At 59.2% G+C, this 22,497-nt stretch carries 22 protein-coding genes; 11 read left to right on the top strand and 11 right to left on the bottom strand.

Going from position 1 to position 22,497, the window contains the following annotated elements; translation table 11 throughout:
- Positions 1 to 5 precede the first annotated feature (5 nt).
- The 4 genes from JWR14_RS02100 to JWR14_RS02085 all read left to right on the top strand — a co-directional run bounded on the left by JWR14_RS02100 (position 6) and on the right by JWR14_RS02085 (position 3,275).
- Positions 6 to 914: an amino acid ABC transporter substrate-binding protein gene (locus JWR14_RS02100; RefSeq protein ID WP_299700502.1), complete on the top strand. Its 909-nt coding sequence runs from the start codon at positions 6 to 8 to the stop codon at positions 912 to 914.
- Between the two features lie 90 nt (positions 915 to 1,004).
- On the top strand, positions 1,005 to 1,733 hold the full coding sequence (locus JWR14_RS02095) for an amino acid ABC transporter permease (RefSeq protein ID WP_299700499.1): 729 nt from the start codon (positions 1,005 to 1,007) through the stop codon (positions 1,731 to 1,733).
- Positions 1,734 to 1,741: 8 nt separating this feature from the next.
- Positions 1,742 to 2,476 (top strand): amino acid ABC transporter permease, encoded by a 735-nt coding sequence (locus tag JWR14_RS02090; protein ID WP_299700496.1) that lies wholly within the window; start codon positions 1,742 to 1,744, stop codon positions 2,474 to 2,476.
- Positions 2,477 to 2,501: 25 nt separating this feature from the next.
- Entirely contained in the window at positions 2,502 to 3,275 is a 774-nt protein-coding gene (locus tag JWR14_RS02085; protein WP_299700493.1) for an amino acid ABC transporter ATP-binding protein, read from the top strand.
- 58 nt (positions 3,276 to 3,333) lie between these two features.
- Here the strand turns inward: JWR14_RS02085 and JWR14_RS02080 are convergent, their stop codons facing one another.
- Positions 3,334 to 4,236, bottom strand: coding sequence for a LysR family transcriptional regulator (locus tag JWR14_RS02080; protein ID WP_299700490.1), 903 nt, complete (start codon positions 4,234 to 4,236; stop codon positions 3,334 to 3,336).
- 125 nt (positions 4,237 to 4,361) lie between these two features.
- Here JWR14_RS02080 and JWR14_RS02075 point away from each other — a divergent pair, with 125 nt between their 5' ends.
- From JWR14_RS02075 to JWR14_RS02060, 4 genes are read left to right on the top strand one after another with little or no spacing between them, the layout of a single operon-like run.
- On the top strand, positions 4,362 to 5,615 hold the full coding sequence (locus tag JWR14_RS02075; protein WP_299700487.1) for an MFS transporter: 1,254 nt from the start codon (positions 4,362 to 4,364) through the stop codon (positions 5,613 to 5,615).
- A gap of 12 nt (positions 5,616 to 5,627) precedes the next feature.
- Positions 5,628 to 6,533, top strand: a complete 906-nt coding sequence (locus JWR14_RS02070) for an amidohydrolase family protein (protein ID WP_299700484.1) — start codon at positions 5,628 to 5,630, stop codon at positions 6,531 to 6,533.
- 59 nt (positions 6,534 to 6,592) lie between these two features.
- A complete protein-coding gene (locus tag JWR14_RS02065) occupies positions 6,593 to 7,480 on the top strand; it encodes an isocitrate lyase/PEP mutase family protein (RefSeq protein WP_299700481.1) in 888 nt (295 codons plus the stop codon).
- A gap of 57 nt (positions 7,481 to 7,537) precedes the next feature.
- Positions 7,538 to 8,851, top strand: a complete 1,314-nt coding sequence (locus JWR14_RS02060) for an MFS transporter (protein WP_299700478.1) — start codon at positions 7,538 to 7,540, stop codon at positions 8,849 to 8,851.
- Positions 8,852 to 8,904: 53 nt separating this feature from the next.
- Here JWR14_RS02060 and JWR14_RS02055 read toward each other — a convergent pair whose 3' ends face one another.
- From JWR14_RS02055 to JWR14_RS02045, 3 genes are all read right to left on the bottom strand, one after another.
- Positions 8,905 to 9,300, bottom strand: coding sequence for a nuclear transport factor 2 family protein (locus JWR14_RS02055; protein WP_299700475.1), 396 nt, complete (start codon positions 9,298 to 9,300; stop codon positions 8,905 to 8,907).
- 72 nt (positions 9,301 to 9,372) lie between these two features.
- Positions 9,373 to 10,476: an alkene reductase gene (locus JWR14_RS02050; protein WP_299700472.1), complete on the bottom strand. Its 1,104-nt coding sequence runs from the start codon at positions 10,474 to 10,476 to the stop codon at positions 9,373 to 9,375.
- Between the two features lie 78 nt (positions 10,477 to 10,554).
- Positions 10,555 to 11,274 (bottom strand): hypothetical protein, encoded by a 720-nt coding sequence (locus JWR14_RS02045; RefSeq protein ID WP_299700469.1) that lies wholly within the window; start codon positions 11,272 to 11,274, stop codon positions 10,555 to 10,557.
- A gap of 368 nt (positions 11,275 to 11,642) precedes the next feature.
- Between JWR14_RS02045 and JWR14_RS02040 the strand changes: the two genes are divergently transcribed.
- Entirely contained in the window at positions 11,643 to 12,551 is a 909-nt protein-coding gene (locus tag JWR14_RS02040) for a LysR family transcriptional regulator (protein ID WP_299700466.1), read from the top strand.
- Between the two features lie 277 nt (positions 12,552 to 12,828).
- On the top strand, positions 12,829 to 13,131 hold the full coding sequence (locus JWR14_RS02035) for a hypothetical protein (protein WP_299700464.1): 303 nt from the start codon (positions 12,829 to 12,831) through the stop codon (positions 13,129 to 13,131).
- Between the two features lie 92 nt (positions 13,132 to 13,223).
- On the opposite strand, the gene JWR14_RS02030 is transcribed toward JWR14_RS02035, so the two are convergent.
- From JWR14_RS02030 to JWR14_RS02015, 4 genes are all read right to left on the bottom strand, one after another.
- Positions 13,224 to 13,694, bottom strand: a complete 471-nt coding sequence (locus tag JWR14_RS02030) for a MarR family winged helix-turn-helix transcriptional regulator (protein WP_299700460.1) — start codon at positions 13,692 to 13,694, stop codon at positions 13,224 to 13,226.
- Between the two features lie 42 nt (positions 13,695 to 13,736).
- A complete protein-coding gene (locus JWR14_RS02025) occupies positions 13,737 to 15,275 on the bottom strand; it encodes an MFS transporter (RefSeq protein ID WP_299700457.1) in 1,539 nt (512 codons plus the stop codon).
- Between the two features lie 236 nt (positions 15,276 to 15,511).
- Positions 15,512 to 15,970 carry a GNAT family N-acetyltransferase gene (locus JWR14_RS02020; RefSeq protein WP_299700454.1) on the bottom strand — a complete coding sequence of 153 codons (459 nt, stop codon included), beginning with the start codon at positions 15,968 to 15,970 and terminating at the stop codon, positions 15,512 to 15,514.
- Between the two features lie 67 nt (positions 15,971 to 16,037).
- On the bottom strand, positions 16,038 to 16,793 hold the full coding sequence (locus tag JWR14_RS02015) for an AAA family ATPase (protein WP_299700451.1): 756 nt from the start codon (positions 16,791 to 16,793) through the stop codon (positions 16,038 to 16,040).
- Positions 16,794 to 16,994: 201 nt separating this feature from the next.
- Here JWR14_RS02015 and fabV point away from each other — a divergent pair, with 201 nt between their 5' ends.
- On the top strand, positions 16,995 to 18,191 hold the full coding sequence (fabV, locus tag JWR14_RS02010) for an enoyl-ACP reductase FabV (protein ID WP_299700448.1): 1,197 nt from the start codon (positions 16,995 to 16,997) through the stop codon (positions 18,189 to 18,191).
- Positions 18,192 to 18,257: 66 nt separating this feature from the next.
- Here the strand turns inward: fabV and JWR14_RS02005 are convergent, their stop codons facing one another.
- Genes JWR14_RS02005 through JWR14_RS01995 form a run of 3 tightly spaced genes read right to left on the bottom strand, consistent with a single transcriptional unit; the run spans position 18,258 to position 22,478 of the window.
- The gene (locus tag JWR14_RS02005; protein ID WP_299700445.1) at positions 18,258 to 19,724 is read right to left on the bottom strand and encodes an efflux transporter outer membrane subunit; all 1,467 of its coding nucleotides are present in this window, start codon (positions 19,722 to 19,724) and stop codon (positions 18,258 to 18,260) included.
- A gap of 20 nt (positions 19,725 to 19,744) precedes the next feature.
- The gene (locus tag JWR14_RS02000) at positions 19,745 to 21,346 is read right to left on the bottom strand and encodes a DHA2 family efflux MFS transporter permease subunit (RefSeq protein WP_299700442.1); all 1,602 of its coding nucleotides are present in this window, start codon (positions 21,344 to 21,346) and stop codon (positions 19,745 to 19,747) included.
- A complete protein-coding gene (locus JWR14_RS01995) occupies positions 21,339 to 22,478 on the bottom strand; it encodes an HlyD family secretion protein (RefSeq protein WP_299700439.1) in 1,140 nt (379 codons plus the stop codon). The genes JWR14_RS02000 and JWR14_RS01995 overlap by 8 nt, the downstream gene beginning before the upstream one ends.
- Positions 22,479 to 22,497: the final 19 nt, after the last annotated feature.

Below are 22,497 nucleotides of genomic sequence, written 5' to 3'. Positions count from 1 at the left end.
AAACCATGATGCATATTGCGGCGAGACATTGGCTGTTCATTGCGGCCATTAGCGGCGTTGGACTTACTGCTCCCGCAGCGCACGCGGAAAGTTCAACGCTGGATAAAATCCGTTCCTCCAATACGCTTACGCTTGGCTATCGCGAGTCCTCGATTCCGTTTTCTTTTCTTGGCGCTGGTCAAAAGCCGGTCGGCTTCTCGCTAGACCTGTGCGCCGCGATCGCGGAAAAAGTGAAGGCAGAGTTGAAGCTGCCAAAGCTGAACGTGGCTTATCTGGCGGTTAGCGCAGCTAACCGCATACCGTTGCTGCAAAACGGCACGATCGACATTGAATGTGGAAGCACGACCAACACAGCCGAACGTCAGCAACAGGTCGGATTTTCGGTCGCCACTTTCGCCGGCGGCCCGACCTGGCTGACCACGGCATCGTCGGGAATTACCGACGTGAAAGAGCTTCAAGGCAAGACCGTCGTGCTGACGCAGGGGTCGCTCAACCTGGGTCTTGCGATGAAGATCAATAGCGATCTCAAGCTCAACATGACGATCCTTCAATCGAAGGAACAAGCCGAGTCTCTCTTATTGTTGCGCACAGGACGCGCGTCGGCCTGGTTTGAAGACAACATCCTGGAAGCAGGGCTTGTAGCCGGATCGCCGGACCCCAAGGCATTCCGATATCTGCCGAATGCAAGCGGTCAGGTCTATTACTACGGCCTGATGATTCCGAAGAACGACCCGGGATTCAAGTCGGTGGTCGACGGCGCCTTAAGTGCCCAAATGGCGTCGGGGGAATTTTCAAAGACTTACGCCAAGTGGTTCACGCAACCCATTCCGCCCCACGGGCAGAATCTTTCGCTACCGATGAACGAAGCGCTCAAGGCACGAGTCGCAGCGCCTAGCGATTCGCTTACCCCTTAGCGCTTTAAAGAGTCTCCCCTGGCAGCGGCCGATTGAAAGTCGGTACGTGGCGTCCTTTCACGCGCGCCCTTTTCAGTGAGCGGAAAAACAATGCAAGTTCTCTTTGACCAGACAGCGGAAGGGGGCACCTACCTCGGTTGGTTGATGTCCGGCTTATGCTGGACGTTGCTCTTGTGGTTTGTTTCCGGCGTGTTCGCGTTCGCGATCGGCATAAGCGTGGGTGCAGCTCGTACGGTCCGCTATCTTCCATTGCGAATCGTGGCGCGGATTTATGTTCAGGTGTTCCGCAATGTCCCGCTGCTCGTCCAGGTATTCCTCTGGTACTTCGTCCTGCCAGAGGTGATCCCTACCGCATGGGGAAACGCGATCAAGCAGATCGCGCCCCCGTGGGCGAGCTTCTATCCCGCTGTAGCCGGGCTTAGCCTGTACACGGCATCGCGTATCGCAGAACAAGTTCGTGCCGGTATCAATGCGCTCTCCGATGGCCAGAAAAAAGCAGCCGACGCACTCGGCCTGTCCGCCATCCAAACCTACCTGCTGATCTTGTTGCCGCAGGCACTTCGAATAACCATTCCGACGCTAACCAGCGAAGCGCTGGGCCTCCTTAAAAATACGTCGGTTGCGTTGACGATCGGTTTGCTTGAGATCACCGCTCGAGCAGAACAGATCAATGAATTCACGTTCAGGACGTTCGACGCCTTCGCGAGTGCAACGGTTCTGTACTTGCTGATTGCACTCGTGCTGCACCAAGTCGCATTTCAGGTGGAGCGGGCGCTCCGTATTCCTGGCGTGAGCCCAAACAACACGGTTAGAAAATAGGGGGCGTCATGTCTTTTGATTTTGCTGCTGTAATCAACGCCACCCCATACTTGCTGCAGGGACTTGTGTTCTCGATCGAGCTCACGCTGGTGGCCATGATCGGCGGAATGTTGTTAGGGACGTTCATGGCAATCATCAGGCACATGGCTGTGCCCGTTGCGGCCGAGGCCATTCGTGCATACGTCACCTTGATGCGCTCTATTCCCCTGATTCTTGTTCTCTTTTGGTTCTTCTTCCTGGTTCCGCTGCTGTTGGGTCACTTGACGCCGGCGGGCCGTTCGATCCCGCTCGGCCCGAAATTCACCGCTTTCATCACCTTCACACTTTTTGAATCCGCCTACTACGCAGAGATAGTACGTGCCGGGCTCAAGGCGGTCGACAAAGGGCAATATGAGGGTGCGAAGGCGCTGGGCCTTTCCACCTTGACCATGTACTGGAGCGTTGTCGTACCCCAGGTCTTGCAGGTCACTGCGCCGATCATCGTGTCGCAGACAATCATCCTGTTTCAGGACACAGCGCTCGTGTACGTATTGTCTCTAACCGACTTCTTTGGTGCGGCGGCAAAGATCGCTCAGCGCGATTCGAAACTGGTGGAATTCTATTCGACGGTCGCGGTTGTCTATCTTCTGATCTGCTCGATCGGCTCCGAGTTGTCCGAGCGTTTCCGAAAGAAGCAAGGGTATCGCTCAACTCGGGGCAGGCTCGAACGCGCCAAGCGTATGTTCGGCCTCGCCCGTCCCTAGTCACTGTTAGCTTCGAGGTCTGATCATGGATGACGCGTTCTCAACCCGGAATGAAATCCTTCGAATAGAAGGGCTTGAACAAAGCTATGGAACGCTTCCTGTTCTGAAAGGCATCGATCTTCGCATCAATCGAGGAGAACGAATCGTAATATGTGGCCCATCGGGTTCCGGCAAGTCGACGTTGATCAGGTGCATCAACGGACTGGAAACATTCAAGTCCGGAACAATCTGTGTCACGGATGGGCGTAGCGGCGACCACCTGACGTTACTCAAGGACATCCGTCGCGAAGTGGGCATGGTCTTTCAGAGCTTCAACCTGTTTCCGCATATGTCGGTACTGGAAAACTGCATGTTGGCTCCCATCAAAGTGCGCGGTGTAAAGAAGGCTGCGGCGCGAGAAAAAGCACTTTATTTTCTGCAGAAAGTCCGCGTGCTGGATCAGGCAGACAAGTATCCTGGGCAGTTATCCGGCGGGCAACAGCAACGAGTCGCCATCGCGCGTGCGCTGTGCATGCAGCCGTCCATCATGCTCTTCGATGAACCAACCTCCGCGCTGGATCCCGAAGTCGTACAAGAGGTCCTGGCCACCATGGTCAGCCTCGCAAAAGAAGGCATGACCATGCTTTGCGTCACGCACGAAATGGGGTTCGCGCGAGAAGTGGCCGATCGCGTCATTTTGATCGACGGCGGAAGGATTGTTGAAGAGGCCGCCCCCGACCAATTTTTCGACACGCCTCAACATGAACGCACGAGGGCGTTTCTTGGGCGTGTGCTTCGCGGACATCCCGAAGTTGCATGAGAATGGGCGCATGACTGAGTGACGTCGTGCAGCGCATAACCACTACGCCACTACACCTCTACACCACCCAAGCCGCGGAATAAGGCTCGATCAATCCGGCGAAGCGACCGGCAAGCGTCTGTCTTGCCCGTGCCGGCCATATTGCGCTGAGTTCGAAGCGCGGCAGCGCGGCGCCATCGACTATCTCGCACAGCCTCACTCCGCTAAATTGCAACGCCCGAACCGATTGGGGCAGTAACGACACACCGCACCCGGCGGCCACGCAAGCGAGTACGGTCAGCGACCGATTCGCCTCCTGCGCGATCTCCACCTCGCAACCCGCCTGGCGGAACGCGCTCAGAATACCCGCACGGACGCCGGGTAACTGGCCCTGTGGAAACCACACAAGTCCGTATGACGCGAGTTCACGTAACGACACCTTCGCGCCCGTCGCCAGCGGAAACGCCTCGGGCAACACGGCGATCAACGGCTCGCGCGCGATCAACTTTTCGCGCATCTTGCCCGCGACTGCCACCGGCGTGTGCAGCAAGCCAATATCGATTTCACCCTTCTCAAGCGCACTCGCCTGCTCGGCATTGCTCATCTCGCGCAGCATCAGTTCAACATCCGGCACCGACGCACGCAGCGCCGCGATCGCACGCGGCAGCACCTCGAACAATGCCGCCGACGCGAATCCCACGGTCAGCCGCCCAGCGCGCTGCGCGCCGATCTCGCGAGCGCGGTGCGAGGCGGCGTCGATTCTCGCGACGCTCATCCGCACGTCCTCAACGATCGCCAGCCCGGCCGCGGTCAGGTCGGCGCCACGCCGCGTGCGGCTGAACAACTTGACGCCCAGTTCGTTCTCCATGCGCGTGAGCGCCTGACTCAGCGCGGGCTGAGCAATGTTCAGACGTTCGGCGGCGCGGGTGACGCTGCCTGCATCGGCAACGGCGAGAAAGTATTTCAGGATGCGCGTGTCCATATTAAAACGATATGAAAGATGATCGTTTGCATCATATATCTTTATCCAGCTCGTCCTTAGAATGCCTCCATGGACGAAGCGCACGAATGACGCTCGTCGTGAAAAATATAATGTGGAGACAACAAGTGAACTGGTACCGCGACATATCGGCGACGGAAAAACGCACCTTGTGGAGTTGCTTCGCCGGCTGGGCACTCGACGGCGTGGACACGCAGTTGTTCAGCCTCGTGATCCCGACCTTGCTCGTAACTTGGGGTATCGGCAAGGGCCAAGCGGGGCTGATCGGCGGCGCGACGCTCGTCGCCGGTGCGCTGGGCGGACTGCTTGCGGGTATGTTATCGGACCGCTATGGCCGAGTGCGTGCACTACAGGTCACCGTGGTCTGGTTCTCGCTCTTCACTTTCCTCAGCGCCTTCGCGCAAAACTTCGAACAGTTGCTGGTCCTCAAGGCTTTGCAAGGCGTGGGCTTTGGCGGCGAATGGACCGCTGGCGCCGTGCTCTTGAGCGAAACCATCCGCGCGGAACATCGTGGCAAAGCAATGGGCATCGTGCAAAGCGCCTGGGGTTTCGGCTGGGGCGGCGCAGTGCTTCTCTACATGCTGGTGTTCTCGTTCGTGTCGCCGGAGTGGGCGTGGCGGCTCCTGTTCGGCATCGGCGTGATTCCTGCCGGGCTCGTGCTTTATCTGCGCCGTAATGTGGTCGAACCGCCGCGCGCCGTTGTAAGCGCAGGGTCGTCCAGACAGGCGATGCCAGCGGCAAGCAGCATCTTCGACCGGTCAGTAATCCGTACTACGATCGTGGGCGCATTGATCGGCGTGGGTGCACACGGCGGTTACCACGCGATCACCACTTGGCTGCCGACGTACCTCAAGACCGAGCGGCATCTGTCCGTGCTCGGCACGGGTGGTTATCTTGCTGTCGTCATTACGGCGTTCATCTGCGGGTGTTTCGTGAGCGCATGGCTTCAGGACCGGATCGGCCGCAGGCTCAACGTGATCCTCTTCGCCGTATGCTGTGTCGCGACGGTCAACCTCTACGTCTTCCTGCCAATGGGCGACACCGCAATGCTCTTCCTCAGCTTCCCGCTAGGTCTCTTTGCGGCAGGCATCCCGGCCACGCTCGGCGCGCTTTTCAACGAGCTTTATCCGCAAGGCATCCGCGGCACCGGCGTGGGCTTTTGCTACAACTTCGGGCGGATTGTCTCGGCTGGTTTTCCGGTGCTGGTCGGACACATGGGTAACTCGATGCCGCTTGGTTCGGCGCTTGGCATCGACGCCGGCATTGCTTACGGCCTCGTGGTGGTGGCCGCACTCATGCTGCCGGAAACAAAGAACCGACGGATCGCGACGGTGGCGGCCAATGCCGTGACGCGCGCCTGAGACGGAGGACCCATGATCGACGAACGGATTGAAACGATGCAGGCACAAGACACGACAGCGGCGGATCAGTGGTCTGACGCCAACGATGCCAACAACATCAAAGACACGCGGATCACGGCTATCGACGCTCACGCCCACGTCTTCGTGCGCGGCTTGCCGCTTGCGGCGCAGCGTCGCCACGCGCCGGACTACGACGCGACGCTGGATGGCTATGCTGGCCACTTGCTGGCGAACGGTATCTCGCACGCGGTGCTGGTCCAGCCCAGTTTTCTCGGCACCGACAACAGTTTTTTCCTCGATGTAGCGAAGCGTTATCCGCGACGCTTTCGCGGAGTGGCGGTCGTGGATTGCGCAGTCACCGACGCCGAGCTCGCACGGCTCGATAGTACCGGCGTGGTGGGTATCCGATTAAACCTGATCGGTTTGCCGGTTCCTCAATTGAGTGCGCCTGAATGGCGACGATTATTCGCGCGTGTCAATGCGCTTGGCTGGCATGTCGAGGTCCATCGTGAAGCAGTGGATTTGCATGCGGTAGTAAGTCCGCTGCTGGAACAGGGCTGCACGGTGGTCGTTGACCACTTCGGGCGCCCGAATCCGCACACCGGCGCAAACGATCCGGGCTTTGGATGCCTGCTGTCGATGGCTTCGACAGGACGCGTGTGGGTCAAGCTGTCCGCAGCTTACCGGAGTGCGCCCGGCAATGATGGAACGGTCTTGGGGACCGCACTCACCAGCCAGCTTCTGGACGTGTACACACACGAGCGGTTGGTCTGGGGCAGTGACTGGCCGCACACGCAGCATCAGCAACTGGTCGATTACGACGCCACACGGCGTGCGCTCGACCAATGGGTTCCTGACGCGACGCAGCGCGAGCTTATCCTTACTCGCTCGGCCCGCGCGCTGTATCGGTTCGAATAAGCTGCACCCTGGTCACCAACCTCACCAAAGTCACCAACGTCAACACGGAGAGTTCAATCATGTCGCTTCCATCTGCTGAACGTCGCAGCGCCTTCCGCTCGCTGGTTGAAAGCCGGCGCGCGTTGCTCGTGCCCGGCGCCTTTAACGCGCTGAGTGCGCGCGTGGTTGCCGATACCGGTTTTGGTGCGTTGTATATCACCGGCGCCGGCGTGACCAACATGTTTTTCGGCCTTCCGGATCTCGGGTTTATCGGCCTGCACGAAATGGCCGACCATACCGCGCGTATACGTGACGCCGTGGACTTGCCGCTCATCGTCGATGCGGACACCGGCTACGGCAACGCGCTCAATGTGCGTCATGCAGTTCGTACCCTGGAACGCGCAGGTGCCGACGCCATCCAATTGGAAGACCAGGTGAGTCCGAAGAAGTGCGGGCATTTCGCAGGCAAGGCGGTGATATCGACCAGTGAAATGGTCGGCAAGCTCCACGCTGCCGTCGATGCGCGCGAGGATCCCAATCTGCTGATCGTTGCCCGCACCGATGCCTGCGCGACCCATGGATTCGATGCCGCGATTGAGCGCGGACATCGTTTTGCTGAAGCGGGTGCGGACGTTCTGTTCATTGAGGCGGTTGAAACGATCGAGGAGATCCAACGCTTGCCCGCGATGTTCGACGCGCCTCAGCTAATCAACATCGTGATAGGCGGAAAGACGCCGACGCTACCGCAATCCAGGCTGGCCGAACTTGGGTTTGGGATCGCGCTCTACGCAAACGCATCGCTACAGAGCGCCGTATGCGGCATGCAGCGGGCTTTGAGCGTACTCAAGGCTCGAGGTCAGCTCGACGAAGATCCGGGGCTTGTAGTGCCGTTCAACGAGCGTCAGCGGCTGGTCGACAAACCCTTCTATGACCAGCTCGACGAAAAATACGCCGCGCAGGATGACTAAGCCGGTTGCGCGGTAAAGAAAGCGGATCGCTTGCTGCATAACAAAAGGAGACTGACCATGAGCGCCCCTGGAATGGAACGACCTTTGAGTCGGCCAGCGCTGTTGCGATCCATCGCAGGCGGCCTCGCCGGCAACCTGATCGAGTGGTACGACTTTCTCGCGTACAGCATCTTTTCCATTTACTTCGCCAAAGCGTTTTTCCCCAGCGATAACGCCACGGTCCAGTTGATGAACGCGGCAGCAATCGCAGCAGTGGGGTATGTGGCCCGTCCGCTCGGCAGTTGGTTGATCGGTTTGTATGCGGATCGCCGTGGCCGTAAGTCGGCGCTGACCGGGTCGGTGTCGGTGATGTGCATTGGTTCGCTGATCATTGCTGTTACGCCGGGCTACGCGACGATCGGGGCTTTCGCTCCCGCCATCCTGATCTTCGCGCGGCTGTTGCAAGGCTTGAGCATGGGCGGCGAATACGGCACGAGTGCGACCTATCTCAGCGAGATTGCGCCGGCGAATCGCCGGGGCTTTTACCTTGGATTCCTGCAGGTGAGCGTAGTGGCGGGGCAGTTGCTGGCGTTAGGTCTGCTGCTGGTCATGCAGCACGTGCTCTTCACCTCCGGGCAGATCGACAGGTGGGCGTGGAGAATACCGTTTGTGATTGGCGGCGTGCTTGCGTTGTTCGCGCTCTACATGCGGCGCAATGTAGTGGAGAGCGAGGCATTCCAGCACAGCGGGACACGGCACGGTACCCCCATCAGCCGCGAAATGCTGCTCCACTGGCGACAACTTTTATTGGCCGTCGGGATTACCGTGGGCGGGACGGTAGGCTTCTACACCTACACCGTTTATATGCAGAAGTTCCTGGTGAATACCGTCGGGCTCGGCAAGGAATCGGCCACGCTTGTTTCAGCATTAGCGCTGCTGCTGTACATGCCGTTGCAGCCGCTCTTTGGCCTTGCTTCCGACATCCTGGGACGCCGGCCCGTCCTGATCTTTTTCGGGCTAAGTTGCACGCTGTTTTCCGTGCCTATTTTCAACGCGTTAGCAACTACGCACGACCCGCTGGTTGCGTTTGTTTTGTCCTTTTGCGGGCTCTTCATGCTGAGCGGCTTTACGTCGGTTCACATGCTGGCTAAGACTGAACTCTTTCCCGTGCGCATTCGGGCGCTGGCTGTGGGCCTGCCGTATGCCTTGACCACGGCCATCCTCGGCGGCACCACGGAATTCGTTGCGCTGAAGTTCAAGTCGATCGGACACGAGCACTATTTTTACTGGTACGTCAGCGCGTGGTCCGCTATTTCGTTGCTCGTCTATCTGAAGATGCCGGAGACACATGGGCGCAACGTCAGACTCAAGCTTCAGCAGGCTATTGAATGATGAGGGCGGCCGGGAAATCCGCGGGTGGCAGTGGTGAACTACCACCGAACGGTTTAACCGGGGAAGCGGTCGCCGAACATCGGCAGGCCGCTGGCAGAACTTTCAGCGGTCGCTTCATCCTGCAGTACGTCCCAGTGCTCGACGAGTATCCCGTTCTCAAGGCGGACAATGTCTACCGCGATAAGCGCTGCCGGGCCGCCGTTGCCCGAGAAGCGTCCATGCACCATGACGAAGTCGCCTTCGGCCATGATGACGCCGTGCTCATAGACCAGCGTGTCAGGTAAATTTCGGGTGAGTTCGAAAAGGCCTTCGCGACCCGGTGCAATGTGCGCGCTGTGTTGAATGTACTGAGGAGACCAGAATTTCTCGGCGGCTGCATAGTCGCGCCGGTTAAAGAGCGTGTCGAATGCTTCCAGCACGATGCTCTTGTTCTTCTCTTGAGTGCTCATGGCGTTTCCCTTGGGTTACGTTTAGTTAAGCTTCACCGAGTTGGTATTCGTCGGCGCGAGCGGGTTTGTGAACTAGGCCGTTAGCGCCGGATAATCCGTGAAACCGTGAGCGTCCCCGGCGTAAGCTGTCGCCCGATCGAACCGATTCAACGCGGCGCTTGCTCGAATGCGCTCAGGCAAGTCGGGGTTGGCAATGAACATCCGTCCGAACGCAACGGCGTCGGCCAGCCCGGACCCGATCACATGGACAGCTGTCCCGGGGTTGTAGCCACCGGCGGTGATCAGCGGTCCGTCGAATATAGGGCGGAACAGCGCTGCGTTGTTCGCGCTGTCCACGCTCGCGTCATCGCCGAAGCCCGCCGATGACGCACGCGGCTCAATCAAGTGAAGATACGCGAGCTTACGCTGACCGAGTTCGCGAATCACGTGGGTGAAATGAGGCACCGTGTCGCTGTCATGGAGGCCGCCCAGGTTGCCGTGCGGCGACAGGCGCACGGCGGTGCGATCGGAGCCAATAACGTCCGTGATCGCGTCGACCACTTCAAGCAATAGTCGCGTCCTGTTCTCAATCGAACCGCCGTACTCGTCGGTGCGATGATTGCTGCCGTCCTGCAGGAACTGGTCGAGCAGGAAACCATTTGCTCCGTGGATCTCGACGCCATCGAAACCGGCATCGAGCGCATTCCTCGCTGCGCTCCAGAACGACACCACTATCTCTGATATTTCAAGCGTGTCCAGCGCGTGCGGTGTCTCGTAGGGCACCTGCTGAAACACCGGCGTGTACGCGAGGCCCGGCGCTGCTATAGGTGACGGCGCGACGGGCAGGCTGCCGTCGGGGTTGTAGCTCGAATGCGACCAGCGTCCGTGGTGCACGATCTGCAGCATGATCCGCCCGCCCCTCGCATGAACGGCCTCCGTGACCGCGCGCCAACCGGCAACCTGCTCCGGCGAGTAGATGCCGGGCATCTGCGGATAACCGTGTCCGTTGACGCTGATTGCCGTCGCTTCGCTAATGATCAAACCCGCCGTGGCTCGCTGTGAATAGTATTCGGCGCTCATGGGCAAAGGCACTCCGCCGGCTCCGGCGCGCATGCGGGTAAGGGCAGGCATTACAATCCGATTCGGCAACGACAGCGCGCCCAGTTGCAGCGGCAGGAAAAGTGGGGCGGTAGACATGGTGAGAATCCCAATCGAATGCGGTATGGAGCCGAAGACGTGTAGGCGGCCATCAGAGCCCGGTTGACGGGTTGACGCTTAGCTGAAAGTCAAATGACCGAAGTCGAGGGAAACGAGCAGCGGTTCAGGCACCTTCTGCATGTGCTCGTCATAAGCGTAGATGCGCCGCTTGGTCGGCATCTTGATGCCCTGGAAATCGGCGTAATCGCTGACATAGTTGGCGCCGCTTGCGCCGCCCAGAATGTCGACGGTGTAGTCGTGGCGCCGCATCAGTCCGTCCGGACCAAAGTGGGTAATCTGCGTCCGGGTGTGGCTATGGATATCAGCAGGGAACGTCACCTTGAGCCGGCGCCATTCCTCGCCGTTTTCGTGCCAAGGTTCGATCTCTTCGCTCTCGAACCCGGGATACGTGTAGAGGAAGGGCGACGTGAGATAGGTCCACAATGCCTCGCTCGCGAAGTAGGTGACGTGGAATTTGTCCCACGGTGTTTCCTGGACGTGACCGGCGTAGGCGGCCTCGGGGTCATCACGGCTCTCGATCACCGCGCCGTCCAGGGTTTCGATGGATACTCGACCCGGAACAAACACGCTGCGCTGACCGTCGGCCAGGAAGGGCGTGATTGTCAGCCGTTGTTGATGCGTGTCGAGTTCGAAGACCTTTTCATTGAGCAGACCGGTTTGCTGCTTGAGGTGCCAGATCGCGCCGTTAACCGATAGCTCGGCCTTGAGTCGGCTGAACGTGTTCCAGCGGTCCAGGCCACCGTGGGCGTCAACGGCAAAGGCGAGCAGGTCGTTCATGGTCAATCTCCGGTGGTGAATAGAAACGACGCGTACGACGGGGTGGGCTCGCGTTGTCGATGAACACAGGTTAAAGCGACCACCCCCTAACTGGAAGCCGGTCTTTTCAGCTATGACTTATGTGGATTACACATGGGTTTGGGTCAAGAACGTCTGAGGATTGTTCAGTCAACTCTATGAATGATGTCAGCGCCGCGCGCTTCGGTCGAAGATTTATATGCATTGCGCCCGGTAGTTTTGATGGGTCTGCAAGCGAGAAGAGCCAGACGCCCGTTGATTTCGGTTATCTTTTATGTCTTACGCACATTAATTGCCTTACCGCCCCAAGGCCGGTGCCGGCGCAGCTATCTCGTTCCATGGGAACCTTGATGAAAGACATATTCGCGCTCAAGCTCTATACCCGCGTCGCGCGGCTGGGCAGCTTCTCAGCCGCTGCTCGCGAATGCGGACTCTCGCAGTCACAGGCCTCGCGCATCATTGCTGAGCTGGAAGCAGGGCTCGGCGCCCGGTTGCTCTCGCGCACCACACGCGCCGTCGTGCCGACGGAAGCGGGTTCCGAATTCCTTGCCCGGATGGAGCCAATTCTTATGGCTCTGGACGAAGCGGAACATAGCGTTCGTGAAGGGCGCGAGTTGCGCGGGTCGCTGCGAATGAGCATGCCGACCAGCGTGGCGATTCGAGAAGTCATCCCGCGCCTTGCGACTTTCACTGCCAGACATTCCCATCTGCAAATCCAGCTTCTCCTGGAGGATCGAAGGCAGGATCTGGTTCGCGACGCCGTCGATGTTGCGATCCGCCTTGGCCCGCTGGCGGATTCCGGAGCAACAGCGAAACTTATCGCAACGATCCCTCGCATGATCCTCGCGGCGCCGAGCTATCTTGAGCGTGCGGGGATACCGGTGAGGCCCGAAGATCTCGTTTCGCACAGAATAGTGGGTGGCCCTGCGACATCGGTTCCGTGGGCGTGGAAGTTCGAGCGTGATGGTGAGACTGTGGAGGCGGAAGTCTCGCCGCATTTCACGACAAACGAGAACGAAGGCGCGGTTGCTGCCGCGGTGGCGGGTTTTGGCATTACGTCGACGACTGGATGGGCATGCCGACGTGAACTCGAAGACGGATCGCTAGTTGCGCTGCTCACGGACTGGAAAACCGTTGATGTTCCCGTGCACGCCTATTTTCCGCTAGGCCGCGCTACACGCGCAGCGGGCCGTGCGGTGATCGAGCACCTGATAGCCGACCTTCGAATGGCAGAAGACACTTTGCGCTCAATGTCCTGACGCGAAGAAAGAGCCGGACTTGAACACACGATCGCGATTGCATTCGGGCCCTGCGCTCGCTTGTGCATTCGCCGGAACCATGTCAATCTATTTCCCATTCGCCGTGCAGTGTCCGCATTGAAAGAATCGATTCCCAGCGGTTCCTGCAGAAGCTTGCAAACCTGCGAGCTGCGTCGCGCGAACCGTTCGTTCCCAAGATCAATACAAGAACAAAAAAGCGCACTTTGGACGAGGTCGCTGTTTCACTAAGGTGCTTCATTAATAGACGGAGTCAGCCATGTCTATTGTTGCCATTGATGGTGTGCGTTGGACCAATGATCGCGTCACTCATGTGCGTTGGGGAAACATCGATGAATTGACGGCCAACTGGACGTCTGCGCCCAAAGTCGTCGATGTGGACCACGTCGTAAAAGTCCTCGAAAAAGGGGAGATGGTGCGCACGGTGTTCAAGCTCGGCGGGCGAAGCTATCTGGGTCCTCAGATTAGCTCGATCCCCTACGCTAACGGGCACATTGGCATTGAAACCTCTTTTGAAGAGGGTCGGATTGAAAAAACGCTGGAAGATCTGCCGAGTGTTTAATCGATTCGACTGACTTCGTTTTACTTTTCGGCGAAGACGGACTTGCTTATGGGGGCGGGGCAATCGCGCTTCGCCCGAGCGGGTCGTTGAAATCATTCGTCCAGGAACAACTGCTCCAGTTCGTCGGAATAAACGTCCGCCAGCAGCGTGCGCAGCTTCAACGCCTTGGCTGCGCCATAGGCGTTTTCGAAGCGTCTCTGCGCTTCATTCCAAAGCACTTTGGACTCGGCCAGCTTGTTTTTTCCAGCCGGCGTCAAGGCAACCAGGCGCCCGCGTTTATCCGTTTCATCGGGAAGCAATTCGATAAAACCGTCGCGCTCAAGCGGCTTGAGATTGTGTGAAAGTGCGGAGCGGTCAAGCACCATGTCTCTAGCCAGATCGCTCATGTTCGGCGTGCCTGCCCGATCGATATGCGCCAGTGTTGAATGCTGCGACAGCTTGAGGCCGCAAGGCGCGAGCACAGTGTCGTAAAGCTGTGAGAGCCTGCGCGTGGCTTTGCGCAACGCGGCGCCGTTGCATATAGAGATTGCGGCAGACGAGTGCTGCTTATTCGAAATGTTCATGGCGCTCGTGAAAATGACGGTTCGAAAGATCATCAGGCAATCTTAGTCTATTGACACATCCAGACGCATGGCGGACTGCCGATCGTGATGAGGCGCCGTTTCCTCGGCGCTTATCAACAGCCAGCAAACCGCGCTCGCCACGAATGCAACAACGGAAGCCGCGAGCAGCACCCCTTCGTACCCGTAACCAAGGCTGGTTCGCGCGATGGATCCAAGGCCTTGATGCGATGAAATCAGCGACGCCGCGGAAGCCAGGTTTCCATTCGCGATAGAGCGCGTAATCTCGAGCTTGTCGTGGGCGCTGATTGCCGGCAGTTCTCTTCCAATGCTTACCTGGATCCGATAAAACAATAACGCGCCGAGTGCCGCGAACCCCACCACAATGCCGCTAAACCGCATGGTCCCTGATACCCCCGACGCCATGCCTGCCCGTTCCACAGGAATCACGGTCATGCTGACCTTGGCGATCTGACCGTTGAGGATTCCGGCACCGGTGGAAGCAACGAGCATGGGGAGAAAGATCGCACCATAGCTGAACGCCTGGATTTCCAGCGCGGTTCCGAACAAACCAACTGCGACCAGCAACAGGCCGCAAACGAGCAGCATGCGTCCTGACATTCGATGATCGAGGTACACCGACACAATGCGCGGCACTCCGAACAAAGGCACAGCGAGCGGCAGCATCAGCAAGCCCGCATTCAGCGGAGAATAGCCGAGCGCGCTTTGAAAGAAGAAGGGCAGATAGGTCAGCATGGTCAGGAACGCGACCGCGTACGACACGCCGGCCAGACTCGCACCCAGGTAGGTCCGCTTGATGAAATAGCCAAGCTCGACCATAGGTCGTGCCTGCTTAAGCTCGACGATTACGAACGCAATGAGGAAAATGGCTGAGCCCGCCAGCCGCGCCCTGACGGACGTACTAAGCCAGCCTTCGCGATTGCCTGAAATCAGCGCCCAGGTCAGCAGCCCGAGAAATGCACTGAACGTCAGAACGCCCCAAATGTCGATGGCGATTGCATGCGGATCCTTGGATTCATCGACTACGAAATACGTTAGCGCGATCATGACTACGCCGACCGGCAAGTTCACATAGAAAGCCCACTGCCAGCCCAGCGACTGCGTGATCAATCCGCCCGCCACAGGCCCCAGCATGATGGCCACACCGATCACCGAACCCCAGAATGCGAACGCCTTGGCACGCTCCTTCCCTTGGAATCCATGCGCAAGAACTGCCAGTGCAGCACTAAGCTGCAACGCAGCGCCAACGCCTTGCAGCGCGCGTGCGGCATTCAACACAACCGTTGATGTAGCAGCGCCGCAGAAGAAAGACGCGGTGGTGAAGACAAGCAAGCCAATGATCAACAAGCGCTTTCTGCCGAAGCGGTCGGCGAGTGCGCCGGCAGGCATTACCAACGTTGCAAATGCGAGCGTGTAAGCCGAGATCACCCATTCAATCGCGACGAAATCCGCATGCAGCGATCGCGCAATCGACGAGAGCGACACCGCCACAATATTGGCGTCCAGGTTGATCATGAATGACGGTACGGACACGCATAACAGCAACAGAAATCTTTTCTGCATATCTTCGCCTTGATGGGATGACCGGTGGCCGGGCTGGGGCGCATCGACCCGTTGCAAGACCATTCAAAGTAGTTGCATATGCCAATATATTATCCCGTGCAGCGATTTAGCAAGCAAATTCTGTTGCGTCCCTATGCGCGATAAGACCGCTCTTGGCGGAAATGAAGACGCACGGATGCCCGTGCGCGTGTGTTCTGGAGGAGTGCGGAGATGTTTGCGCGAGGATGCCAGAGGCTCTACAAGGCGAGCTTATAACCCTCGTGGCTAGCCTTGAAGCCGAGCTTTTCGTAGAACCGGTGGGCGTCGGTACGGCTCTTGTCGGTCGTGAGCTGGACCAGGCTGCACCCCCGCGACTTGCATTCGGAGATCGCCCATTCGAACATCTTCTGGCCCAGTCCGGAATCACGGCGATGTGTAGCGATTCGAACCGCCTCGATTTGTCCTCTCCACGAACCCATGCGTGCAATGCCGGGGATGAACGAAAGTTGAAGTGTGCCGATTATCTCGCTGCCGTCGGCAACAACCACTAGTCGCTGGTTCGCATCGGCTTCTATTGCCCGGAATGCATCGACATATCGTTGGTCAAGCGGCGTGCTGGTGATTTCTCTCTTGCTCCCGAGTTCGTCGTCGGCCAGCAACGCGACGATTGCAGGGATATCGGCTAAGAGAGCGGTCCGGAAAACAATGTGTTCCATGGTGGAACCTCAGAGGGCGGTAGTTGAAGGGTGCCAAGTCGGGTTGCGGGTCGTCCGGAGAGCGACGCTATTCATCGTTGCCCAGAAGCGTGCGCAGCATGCGTTCGGGGTTGGCCAGGAACGACCGCATGACCTGGAAGTGTTCTGTCTCTTCGTAACTGACGCGCGCTACCCCTTCCGTAGTGAACTCGTAGATCCACGCGTCCGGATACGCCATCAGGATAGGCGAGTGAGTGGCAATGATGAACTGGGATTCATCGCGGGCCAGGTCATGAAATCTCGCCAGTGCAGTGAGTTGTCGTTGTGGCGACAACGCGGCTTCCGGTTCGTCGAGGAGGTAAAGACCCTTGCCGCCGAAGCGGTTCATTAGCAGCGCCAAAAAAGACTCTCCATGTGAACGCTCGTGCAGGGAATTTCCTCCGTAGGAGTTGATGACGGGAGGACCGAACGAAAACTCCGAATCAAGGTTCTCGATCTCGGTGGCCACGTTGAAGAAGCTCTCTGCGCGCAGAAAGAAGCCATCTTTTGGCCGTTTCACTCCTTTAGCAATACGCAGGTATTCGTCGAGCACGGAGTGCGATGCCCGGGTACCGAAGTTGAAATTCTTCGTGCCGCCTTCGGGATTGAATCCCATCGATACAGCGATAGCCTCGAGGAGCGTCGATTTCCCGGAGCCGTTTTCGCCTACGAAGAAAGTAATCTTTGGATGCAACTCAAGGGTGTCCAGCGCCCGGACTGCGGGCAGCGAGAACGGATAGCGTTCGAATGACTCGACCTTGTCGCGCTGCAAGCTGATCCGGCTGATGTACTGGGTAGAGATCATGAAGTAGGCGTCACGCTTTCACGGACGCATGGATACTATGGGAAGCTGCATCTAACGCCGCTTTGACGGCGCTATCTTAACCCGGCGGGTCACCGCGAAAATGAAGCGAGCGGCGACCGGCATGACGTCGGTCATTTACAATGCTCGAAATTTTTCGTGCTGCCTGAATGCAATTCAGGCGTTCCCACAAGCGAGGTCTTCATGATCGTCAAACCACGCGTGCGCGGCTTCATTTGCGTGACTACTCATCCCGTCGGCTGCGAGGCCAACGTCGAGAATCAGATCGATTACGTGACGGCACAAGGCCCCATTGCTGCGGGACCCAGAAAAGTCCTGGTGATCGGCGCTTCGACCGGGTACGGACTTGCTGCCCGGATCACGGCGGCATTTGGATGCGGCGCCGATACCCTCGGTGTTTTCTTCGAACGTCCAGGCGAAGAAAGCAAACCCGGCTCGCCCGGCTGGTACAACACCGCAGCATTCACCAAATTTGCGGCCGCGAAGGGACTCTACGCAAAGAGCGTCAACGGCGACGCTTTCTCTGACGAGATCAAACAGAAGACAATCGATATCATCAAGCGCGATCTCGGGCAGATCGATCTGGTCGTGTACAGCCTCGCGTCACCGAGACGGACGCACCCGAAGACGGGGGAGGTTTTTACTTCCACACTGAAACCGGTCGGCAAGGCCATTACGCTGCGCGGCCTCGATACCGACAAGGAAGTTGTCAAGGAAAGCAGCCTGGAACCGGCGACGCAAAGCGAGATCGATAACACCGTGGCCGTGATGGGCGGTGAAGACTGGCAGATGTGGATTGATGCGTTGCTTGCAGCGGGTGTTCTGGCAGAGGGCGCGAAGACCACCGCGTTCACGTATCTCGGCGAGAAGATAACTCACGACATATATTGGAACGGTTCCATAGGCGCTGCCAAGAAAGACCTGGATCACAAGGTCCTTGCGATTCGCGACAGCCTGTCCGGTCACGGAGGCGACGCGCGCGTCTCGGTATTGAAAGCGGTGGTCACGCAGGCAAGTTCAGCCATTCCCATGATGCCGTTGTACTTGTCCCTGCTGTTCAAGGTCATGAAAGAAGAGGGGACGCACGAGGGTTGCATCGAACAGGTTTACGGCCTCTACAAAGACAGCTTGTATGGCGATTCGCCGTGCATGGATCAGGCGGGCCGGTTGCGTGCGGACGCCAAAGAACTTAGTCCGGCAGTGCAGGCTCGCGTGCAGCAACTCTGGGATCAGGTCACTACCGACAACCTCTATGAACTCACCGATTTCGCCGGCTATAAGCGCGAATTTCTGCGGTTGTTCGGGTTCGAGATCGACGGAGTCAACTATGAAGCCGATGTCAATCTCAAGGTCGACATTCCCGGCATCGTCCAGAATTAGATCCCCATGCGTCAAAGCCGCATAGGACGAGCGCCCCAAGCGGCAACGACTTCTTTAGCGTTCGCGTCACCCTTGCACGCGCCAGCCGAGTCCCAGGCTCTTCTGTAAAGAGACAAAATCCTTCAGCAATTCAGCTTGTCCCGAGACTACATTCTGCTGTGCGCTGAACTGCGTCCGTTGGGTATCGAGCAGATCGATGAGGCTTGATGTACCCGCTGTATAACGCTGACGCACCAACGTAAGCGAGCGGTCCGCCGATGCTTGCACTTGCTGCAGCGTAGCCAGATGTTCGCGCTGATGCCCATAACGCGACAACGAAGTATTCGCGTCCTGCAACGCCGCGAGCACCGTATGCGCGTATTTCGCATCGGCCTCGTCGCGCGATGCTTCGGCGCCGCGAACGCTCGAGAGCGTGCGGCCGAAGTCCAGCACGTTCCACTGCAGATAAGGCGCACCAATCCAGCTGAAATTGTTCTTGCGGACAAGGTGGCCCGGATCAGCGGCGGTATAGCCGATGTCACCGAACAACGTCACCTTCGGGAAGAAGTCCGCCTTGTGCTCGCCGATCTGCGCGTTGCTCGAAGCAAGGCGTCGTTCCGCCGCGCGGATGTCGGGCCGTTGCTGCAGCATTGAAGCGGGGTCACCGATAGCCACGGACACCGGCAAGGTCGGCATCGGCCGCTGCGCAGATAACGCCTGATCGAGCGCGCCCGGTGCCTGTCCGGTCAATACCGCGAGCTGATCAAGCGATTCGGCGACTTGCTCGTCTAGCGGCTGCAGCGTCGCACGGGTGTTCTCGACCTGCGTGGTCAGGCGCTCCACATCGACGTCGGCCGCCGTGCCGTGTGCGCGGCGCTGTTGCGTCAACGTGAGCATCTGCTGCTCGAGTTCCGCGGAGTGTTGTGCAAGCGTCAGGCGCTGTTGCTCATCACGCAGGTCAACATAAGCTTGCGCGACTTCCGCCGCGAGCGACACTTGGGTGTCGGCGAGATCGGCGTCGACTGCATCCGCTTCCGCCGTCGCAGCTTCCACCGCGCGTCGCGTGCCGCCGAACAGATCGATTTCCCACGATGCATCGAAGCCCGCCGTATAGAGCTGCAGCGGTCCTCCTCCGGATGAAGATGAACCGCCCGAACTGCCTTGAGAAGATGACAGCGAACTCAGGTTGGGCTCGCGCACGCGCAACGCGGCGGCGTCGAAAGACGCGGTCGGCATGCCGTTCGCTTTTTGGTGCTGCAACTGCGCGCGTGCTTCGCGCAAACGCGCTTGCGCTGCGTGAACGTCCGGGTTATGAGCGAGCGCGGCGTCGATCAGCGTGTTCAGTTGCGGATCATCGAGCGACAGCCACCATTGACTCGGTGCGCGTGTCGAGACCATGCCGGCCGCGGGCGTACGGACGAAGCTGGAAGCATGGGCCGCGTCGGGTGCGACCTGGGGCGCGCCCGCATAGTCGGGGCCGACGGTGCAGGCCGAGAATGCGCAGACAGACGCCAGCAGCGTTAGTAAAAAGGGAGCAGTAGGGCGAGGGAACATCGTGGATAGTGTCTTTGCCGTCAATGGCCGGCGGATGTCGAAACGGGGCCGCGCGGAGTCTTCAGGAGGAGCGCAAGCGGCACGCAGGCAAGCAGCGCGAGACCGAGCAGATAGAACGTTTCAGAGTACGTAATGACGGTAGCCTGCATATGGATCTGCACGGCTATCTGGCCGAGCGCACGCATTTTGGAATAGGCCATGTCGCCGGTTTGCGCGAACCAGCTCGCGGCACTCGACGTCAGGCGCTCCTGGCCCACCAGCGAGTTGGCGGTCAGCGACTCGCGGATCATTGCGGTATGGAAGGTCGTGCGCCGGTCAATCACGGTCCCGATGATGGCGAGCCCAACCGAGCCGCCAAGATTGCGGGCCATGTTGTAGAGACCGGCTGCGTCGCCGGAGTCTTCGCGCGAGACCGCTGCCATTGACGCCTGGTTCAACGGCATCAGCGCGAGGATTTGCGCAAAGCCGCGTATTAGCTGCGACCAGAAGAAGTCGTGGCCGACGCTCTGCGCAGTCAGGTCAATATCGAGCACGCAGCTCAACGCAAACAACAACAGTCCACCGATCACGAGCATGCGAAAGTCGAGCTTGCCGAGAATGCGTGGCAGGATCGGCATGATCAGAAACGCCGGCACGCCCGATATCAACATGATCGCGCCCGATTGCTGCGCGTTGTATCCGGACACTATGCCGAGGAACTGCGGCAGCAGGTACGACACGCCGTACAGCCCTGCCCCGACCGCAAACACAATGACAATGACGCTTGCATAACGCGGATTGCGCATCAGGCTCAGACGCATGATCGGCCGCTTCGCGGTGAGTTGCGAAATGGCGATCAGCACCATGCCCGCCAGCGACACGCAGGTCAGCGCGATAATCGTGCTGGACTCAAACCAGCGTTCGCGTTGTCCTTCTTCGAGCACCACGGTCAACGAGCTGAGGCCGATCGTGAGGCCGATAATGCCGACCCAGTCCGCCTTGAAAAACGTGCTCCACTGCGGCCGGTCCGACGGCAGTCCTACGATCAGCAAGGTGATCAGCGCAATACAGACAGGCAGGTTGATAAAGAAGCACCAGCTCCAGCTGATGTTCTCTGCCAGCCAGCCACCGAGCACTGGTCCCAGCAGCGGACCCAGCAATACGATCAGGCCGAACATGGTCATGCCAACGGGCATCTGCGAGCGTGGCAACCGGGTGCGAATGATGGTCTGCGCCGTCGGGATCATGGCGCCGCCCGCGAAGCCCTGGCCAATGCGGCCGGCAATCATCATGGGCAAGCTGTGCGACCATCCGCACATCATGGAGAACGCGATAAACAGCGTGGCATTGGCGAGCAAGAAGTTACGCAAGCCGAACACGCGCGTGAGCCACGCCGCGAGCGGGATCATCACGATCTCGGACATCAGGTAGCCGGTCGAGATCCACGTACCCTCGGTCCCGGTTGCACCAATCTCGCCCTGGATCTGCGGCAAGGCCGAATTGGTGATCGAGATATCCAGCGTGGCCATCAGTGCGCCCAGCGAGCCGGCCGCAACCGCGAGCCAGTCCGCCGCGCTCGCGCGCTCCTCCTCCGGCGCGGGTGCAGCAGGCACTGGAGCCGCTGCCGTGGTCACATCAGCCATGGTTGTTCTCAGCTTTGATGCGCTCGTCGCCCTCGCGGGAGGAGCGTGTATCGACATCGGCGGTCACCGACAAGCCGGGCAGCAGCACGCTGCGTGTCTCCGGCCCTGTCTCAATGCGAATGCGCACAGGAATTCGCTGGACGATCTTGGTGAAATTGCCCGTGGCGTTTTCCGGCGGCAGCAGCGCGAACTGGGCGCCGGTGCCGGGCGCAAAACTGTCGACTACGCCGTGCAAGTCCGTGCCTGGCAGCGCATCCACATGCAGGATCACGGGCTGGCCGACGCGCATGTGGCCGACCTGCGTTTCCTTGAAGTTGGCGGTCAGATAAGTGCTTTGCACCGGCACGACCGACAGCATCCGCGTGCCCGGTTGCACGTACTGACCGACGCGAACCGAGCGGTCGCCCACCTTGCCGGCCAGTACGCTGCGTACGACGGTGTCCTGCAGGTCGAGGTGCGCTTGCCGCGCGCTTGCTTCCGCTGCCTCGAGCTGTGCACGCGCCTGCGCGATCTGCGCGGTGGTGGCGGCGATCTGTGTCTCGGCGGCATCGACTGCGGCAGTGTTGGCTGCCAGCGTTGCCAGTGCCTGATCCCGTGTGCTGGTCAACTCAGACAGCCTTTCGCTGGTTTCAGCGCCTGTGGCAGCGAGCGGTGCGTAGCGCTGGACTTCGTCGCGGGCATGCTGGGCGCTCACTCGTGCGACCTGCTGTTGCGCTTTGGCCTGTTCAATGTTGGCGTGCTGCTGGAGGATGTCAGCTTGAGCGCGCTGGATATCCGCGGCGCGCGCAGCGATGGTCGCCTGCGCCTGGTCGAGTGCGACCTGATACTGGCGGGTATCGAGCCGGACCAGCGGGTCGCCGGCCTTCACCGTGGCGTTATCGCCAACGTAGACATCGGTCACGTAGCCGCTGACCTTGGGCGCAACCGTGACACTGTCGGCTTGCAAATAGGCGTCGTCAGTGCTTTCAATAAACCGTCCCACTGTCCACCAGCGGGCAAGCCAGATTCCCGCAACGATCAGCGCAACAATCCCAAGCCCCACCAGGATCAGGCGTTTTCCAGATCGGCGCGTGGGCGAAGCGGTGGAATCTTGCGGTACTTCATGCGGAGGCGCCCCGGCGGTTGTTGACATCTTTGATCCAAATTATTCC

The sequence above is a fragment of the Caballeronia sp. genome (assembly GCF_028292365.1).
GTDB lineage: Bacteria > Pseudomonadota > Gammaproteobacteria > Burkholderiales > Burkholderiaceae > Caballeronia.
Note: the sequence above shows the minus strand (reverse complement) of the source record. Positions and strands in the feature narration are given on the sequence as shown.

Excerpts from the sequence above, each read along its gene's own strand:
- JWR14_RS02020 (WP_299700454.1), bottom strand. The coding sequence starts at position 15,970 with ATGGAACACATTGTTTTCCGGACCGCTCTCTTAGCCGATATCCCTGCA.
- JWR14_RS02025 (WP_299700457.1), bottom strand. The coding sequence starts at position 15,275 with ATGCAGAAAAGATTTCTGTTGCTGTTATGCGTGTCCGTACCGTCATTC.
- JWR14_RS02080 (WP_299700490.1), bottom strand. The coding sequence starts at position 4,236 with ATGGACACGCGCATCCTGAAATACTTTCTCGCCGTTGCCGATGCAGGC.
- JWR14_RS02000 (WP_299700442.1), bottom strand. The coding sequence starts at position 21,346 with ATGGCTGATGTGACCACGGCAGCGGCTCCAGTGCCTGCTGCACCCGCG.
- JWR14_RS02095 (WP_299700499.1), top strand. The coding sequence starts at position 1,005 with ATGCAAGTTCTCTTTGACCAGACAGCGGAAGGGGGCACCTACCTCGGT.
- JWR14_RS02040 (WP_299700466.1), top strand. The coding sequence starts at position 11,643 with ATGAAAGACATATTCGCGCTCAAGCTCTATACCCGCGTCGCGCGGCTG.
- JWR14_RS01995 (WP_299700439.1), bottom strand. The coding sequence starts at position 22,478 with ATGTCAACAACCGCCGGGGCGCCTCCGCATGAAGTACCGCAAGATTCC.
- JWR14_RS02015 (WP_299700451.1), bottom strand. The coding sequence starts at position 16,793 with ATGATCTCTACCCAGTACATCAGCCGGATCAGCTTGCAGCGCGACAAG.
- JWR14_RS02030 (WP_299700460.1), bottom strand. The coding sequence starts at position 13,694 with ATGAACATTTCGAATAAGCAGCACTCGTCTGCCGCAATCTCTATATGC.
- fabV (WP_299700448.1), top strand. The coding sequence starts at position 16,995 with ATGATCGTCAAACCACGCGTGCGCGGCTTCATTTGCGTGACTACTCAT.
- JWR14_RS02055 (WP_299700475.1), bottom strand. The coding sequence starts at position 9,300 with ATGAGCACTCAAGAGAAGAACAAGAGCATCGTGCTGGAAGCATTCGAC.
- JWR14_RS02005 (WP_299700445.1), bottom strand. The coding sequence starts at position 19,724 with ATGTTCCCTCGCCCTACTGCTCCCTTTTTACTAACGCTGCTGGCGTCT.
- JWR14_RS02070 (WP_299700484.1), top strand. The coding sequence starts at position 5,628 with ATGATCGACGAACGGATTGAAACGATGCAGGCACAAGACACGACAGCG.
- JWR14_RS02100 (WP_299700502.1), top strand. The coding sequence starts at position 6 with ATGATGCATATTGCGGCGAGACATTGGCTGTTCATTGCGGCCATTAGC.
- JWR14_RS02050 (WP_299700472.1), bottom strand. The coding sequence starts at position 10,476 with ATGTCTACCGCCCCACTTTTCCTGCCGCTGCAACTGGGCGCGCTGTCG.
- JWR14_RS02045 (WP_299700469.1), bottom strand. The coding sequence starts at position 11,274 with ATGAACGACCTGCTCGCCTTTGCCGTTGACGCCCACGGTGGCCTGGAC.
- JWR14_RS02085 (WP_299700493.1), top strand. The coding sequence starts at position 2,502 with ATGGATGACGCGTTCTCAACCCGGAATGAAATCCTTCGAATAGAAGGG.
- JWR14_RS02090 (WP_299700496.1), top strand. The coding sequence starts at position 1,742 with ATGTCTTTTGATTTTGCTGCTGTAATCAACGCCACCCCATACTTGCTG.
- JWR14_RS02065 (WP_299700481.1), top strand. The coding sequence starts at position 6,593 with ATGTCGCTTCCATCTGCTGAACGTCGCAGCGCCTTCCGCTCGCTGGTT.
- JWR14_RS02060 (WP_299700478.1), top strand. The coding sequence starts at position 7,538 with ATGAGCGCCCCTGGAATGGAACGACCTTTGAGTCGGCCAGCGCTGTTG.
- JWR14_RS02035 (WP_299700464.1), top strand. The coding sequence starts at position 12,829 with ATGTCTATTGTTGCCATTGATGGTGTGCGTTGGACCAATGATCGCGTC.